The following is a 3,902-nucleotide window of genomic DNA, read 5'->3' on the forward strand; positions in this document are numbered from 1 at the left end:
GCGCCGCGACAGGCCGCGGTTGCGGGCCTGGACGAGCGGACGCCAGAAACCGGCCTCGACCAGCGCCTCGGGGGGCACCGCGCCGGCCCGTTCCAGGATCGTCTCGGGCACCTTCTGCGGGTCGGGCACCTTGTACTCGGCCATGATCTCGTCGTACTTGTCGTGCAGCACGGTGTTGTCCGGGTCGGCACCGAAGACCACGAGCTGGCCGGTGGGCTGGGTGTCGACGAGGATCGTCACCAGATCGGGGCGATAACGCGCCAGCACCTCGGTGATCTTGTAGACGTCGCCGGTCCAGGCCGTGGTGTGGCGGTCCCGGGCGGCCTCGTCGACGCTGCGCGGCAGCATGTCGTCCAGGACGATCACGCTGGACCAGTCGGAGTGCTTCTCGACGTTCATGAAGTCGCGCAGGGCGTATTCGAACAGGTGCATGCCGTCGATGAAGGACAGGTCGAGCGTGGTACGCCGCCAGTGTCCGACGGGGCTGCGGCCGCGGCGGAGGTTGCGCAGCGGGTGCCGGCCGCCCTTGAGGTGGGCCAGCGGGTTGTCGCGGGCGAAGAAGTCGTCGCTGGTGGCCTTGACCAGGTGGACGTCGCACTTCAGTTCCGAGACGACCTTGAAGGCGGGGTCGACCGCGATGCTGGGGACGCGTGACAGGCGCAGGCTGCGGCCGTCGTTGACGCCGATCTCCAGGTAGTTGCGGTTGGCGCTGGCCTTGTGCAGGGCGCGCAGGAACTCATGGCGTTTCACGAAGGGGACTCTCCTTGCGGATGCGGGGCAGTGCTTCGTGCAGGGCGACGCGCCAGTCGCGCGGCGCCGGCAGGCCGATGTCCTGCCAGCGGTCGTGCGCGAGGACGCTGTACGCGGGGCGCGGCGCGGGCCGGGGGAAGGCCGCTCCGGTGGTGGGCCGCACCCGGTCGGGGTCGGCGCCGATCAGCCGGAACACCTCCCGGGCCAGGTCGTACCAGGTGGCCTCGCCGGAGCTGGTGGCGTGCAGGACGCCGTGTACGCCGTCGCCGACGCGGGGACCGAGGTCGGCCATGCGGGCGGCGACGTCCGCGCTCCAGGTGGGCTGCCCGCGCTGGTCGTCGACGACGTCGACGGTGGGGCGGCGGGCCTCGAGACCGATCATCGTCCGCACGAAGCTGGTGCCGTGGACTCCGTACAGCCAGGCGGTGCGCACGACGGCGCTCGCGCCGGGCAGTTCCTCCAGCACGGCGCGTTCGCCGGCCAGCTTGGAGCGGCCGTAGGCGGTGCGCGGGCCGGTCGGGTGGTCCTCGGGGTAGGGGGTGGTGCGGGCGTCGCCGGAGAAGACGTAGTCGGTGGAGACGTGGATCAGCCGGGCGCCGTGCGCGGCGCAGGCGCGGGCCAGCAGGCGGGGTCCGTCGCCGTTGACCAGGGTGGCGCGTTCCTCGTCGGTCTCGGCGTCGTCGACGGCGGTGTACGCGGCGCAGTTGACCACGATGCCGGGGCGGTGCTCGGCCAGCGCGCGCTCGACGGCCTCGGCCCGGGTGATGTCGAGGGCGGCCCGGTCGAGGCCGGTCACCTGTTCGCCGCGCCGGGTCAGTTCGTCGACGGTGTCCCGGCCGAGCATTCCGCCCGCACCGGTGATCAGCCATTTCACGGCTTTCCTCCGCCGACGCGCTGCTTGAGCGGCTCCCACCAGGCACGGTTGTCGCGGTACCAGGCGACGGTCTCGGCGAGACCGGTGGTGAAGTCGTGGCGGGGGCGGTAGCCGAGTTCGTCGCGGGCCTTGGTCCAGTCGACGGAGTAGCGCAGGTCGTGGCCCTTGCGGTCCTCGACGTGCTCGACCCGGTCCCAGCCGGCGCCGCAGGCTTCGAGGAGGAGGCCGGTGAGGTCCTTGTTGGTGAGTTCGGTGCCGCCGCCGATGTTGTAGACCTCGCCGGCCCTGCCCCGGGTCCGCACGAGGTCGATGCCGGCGCAGTGGTCGTCGACGTACAGCCAGTCGCGGACGTTGAGGCCGTCGCCGTAGAGCGGGACCTTCGCTCCGTCGAGGAGGTTGGTGACGAAGAGCGGGATCACCTTCTCGGGGAACTGGTGCGGGCCGTAGTTGTTGGAGCAGCGGGTGACGCGGACGTCCAGGCCGTGGGTGCGGTGGTAGGCGAGGGCCAGCAGGTCGGAGGAGGCTTTGGAGGCGGAGTACGGGGAGCTGGGTTCGAGCGGGTACTCCTCGGTCGCCGAGCCCGACGCGATCGATCCGTAGACCTCGTCGGTGGAGACGTGCACGAAGGTGTCCACGCCGTGGCGCAGGGCGGCGTCGAGGAGGACCTGGGTGCCGAGCACGTTGGTGAGGACGAAGTCGGAGGCGGTGAGGATGGAGCGGTCGACGTGCGACTCGGCGGCGAAGTGGACCACCTGGTCCGCCTCGGCGGTCAGTTTGCCGACGAGGTCGGCGTCGCGGATGTCGCCGTGGACGAACTTCAGCCGGGGGTGGTCGAGTTCGAGGTTGTCGAGGGTGCCGGCGTAGGTGAGGGCGTCCAGCACCGTGATCCTCGGCGCGTCGGCGGCGTCGGGCGCGTCGGCGGCGAGCAGCGTACGGACGTAGCGGGAGCCGATGAAGCCGGCGGCTCCGGTGACGAGGAGGTTCATGTGTGGATCTGCACCTTGCTGTGGTCTCCGAGGACGAATCGGTGGGCGCTGGGGACGCTGGGGGCCGGGGTCACCTCGACGTGGCGGCCGATGAGCGAGGACTCGATGCGGCGGACCCCGTCGATCGAGGAGTCCCGCAGCACGATGGAGAACTCGAGTTCGCTGTCGGTGATCCGGCAGTTCTCCGCGACGGAGGTGAAGGGCCCGACGTAGGAGTCGCCGACGACCGTGCCGGCGCCGATGACGACGGGGCCGACGATGCGCGAGTTGCTGATGCGGGCTCCTTCCTCGACCACCACCCGGCCGATGGTCTCGGAGGCTTCGTCCACCTCGCCGTCGATCCGGCGCTCGATCCCTTCGAGGACCGACCGGTTGACCTCCAGCATGTCGACGACGTTGCCGGTGTCCTTCCAGTAGCCGTGGATGACCGTGCAGCGCACGTCGGCGCGGGAGTCGATCAGGTGCTGGATGGCGTGGGTGATCTCGAGTTCGCCGCGCCAGGAGGGCTTGACGGCGCGCACCGCGTCGTGGACGGCGGGGGTGAACAGGTAGACGCCGACCAGGGCGAGGTCGCTCTTGGGACGCTCGGGTTTCTCCTCGAGGCCGATCACCTGTCCGCTCGCGTCGAGCTCGGCGACGCCGAAGGAGCGGGGGTCGGCGACGCGGGTGAGCAGGATCTGGGCGTCGGGCCGGTGCCGGCGGAACTCGTCGACGAGCCCGGTGATGCCGCCGACGATGAAGTTGTCGCCGAGGTACATCACGAAGTCGTCGTCCCCGAGCCAGTCGCGGGCGATCAGCACGGCGTGGGCGAGCCCCAGGGGCCGTTCCTGGGGGATGTAGGTGATGCGCAGGCCGAACTTCGATCCGTCGCCCACCGCGTTCTCGATCTCCTCGGCCGTGTCGCCGACGATCATTCCGACGTCGGTGATGCCGGCGTCCGCGATCGATTCCAGCCCGTAGAAGAGCACGGGCTTGTTGGCCACGGGGACCAACTGCTTCGCCGAGGTGTGGGTGATCGGCCTCAGCCGGGTGCCGGCACCGCCGGACAGCACGAGAGCCTTCATCTGTCTCACCATAGTGGTGTGCGGCACGCGGAACGTCACTTGCTTTGACGGTTTATCGCGAAATTCCCGAGCGGGCCCGTCCGGTCACGGTGTTTTCGGCCAGTGACCGCCGGTTCACGCCACATGGGGCCGTCGGCCCGGGACGGGCCCGTGCGTCAACACCCTTGCACAGGAGACGGGTTGATGCGGTGCGGTCCGGGCAGGCCGGGCCCGGACCGCACCGCATCA

4 protein-coding genes are annotated in these 3,902 nt (G+C 70.4%); all 4 read right to left on the reverse strand.

Translation table 11 applies throughout. The features are described from left to right. On the reverse strand, window positions 1-750 hold a 750-nt coding region (locus AOK18_RS26070; RefSeq protein ID WP_055695932.1), incomplete at its 3' end, for a class I SAM-dependent methyltransferase. Continuing rightward, complete coding sequence (gene rfbD / locus AOK18_RS26075) at window positions 737-1,624, reverse strand: dTDP-4-dehydrorhamnose reductase (RefSeq protein ID WP_055695933.1); 888 nt, start codon at window positions 1,622-1,624, stop codon at window positions 737-739. The genes AOK18_RS26070 and rfbD, both read right to left, overlap by 14 nt. Beyond that, window positions 1,621-2,610 carry a dTDP-glucose 4,6-dehydratase gene (rfbB, locus tag AOK18_RS26080; protein ID WP_055695934.1) on the reverse strand — a complete coding sequence of 330 codons (990 nt, stop codon included), beginning with the start codon at window positions 2,608-2,610 and terminating at the stop codon, window positions 1,621-1,623. The genes rfbD and rfbB overlap by 4 nt, the downstream gene beginning before the upstream one ends. Further along, window positions 2,607-3,674 (reverse strand): glucose-1-phosphate thymidylyltransferase, encoded by a 1,068-nt coding sequence (locus AOK18_RS26085; protein ID WP_055571779.1) that lies wholly within the window; start codon window positions 3,672-3,674, stop codon window positions 2,607-2,609. The genes rfbB and AOK18_RS26085 overlap by 4 nt, the downstream gene beginning before the upstream one ends. Window positions 3,675-3,902 lie beyond the last annotated feature (228 nt).

Source organism: Streptomyces prasinopilosus, assembly GCF_001419695.1.
GTDB classification, from domain to species: Bacteria; Actinomycetota; Actinomycetes; order Streptomycetales; family Streptomycetaceae; genus Streptomyces; species Streptomyces prasinopilosus.

What these genes read in the sequence shown, in the direction of transcription:
- rfbB (WP_055695934.1), bottom strand. Translation starts at nt 2,610, where the DNA reads ATGAACCTCCTCGTCACCGGAGCCGCCGGCTTCATCGGCTCCCGCTAC.
- AOK18_RS26085 (WP_055571779.1), bottom strand. Translation starts at nt 3,674, where the DNA reads ATGAAGGCTCTCGTGCTGTCCGGCGGTGCCGGCACCCGGCTGAGGCCG.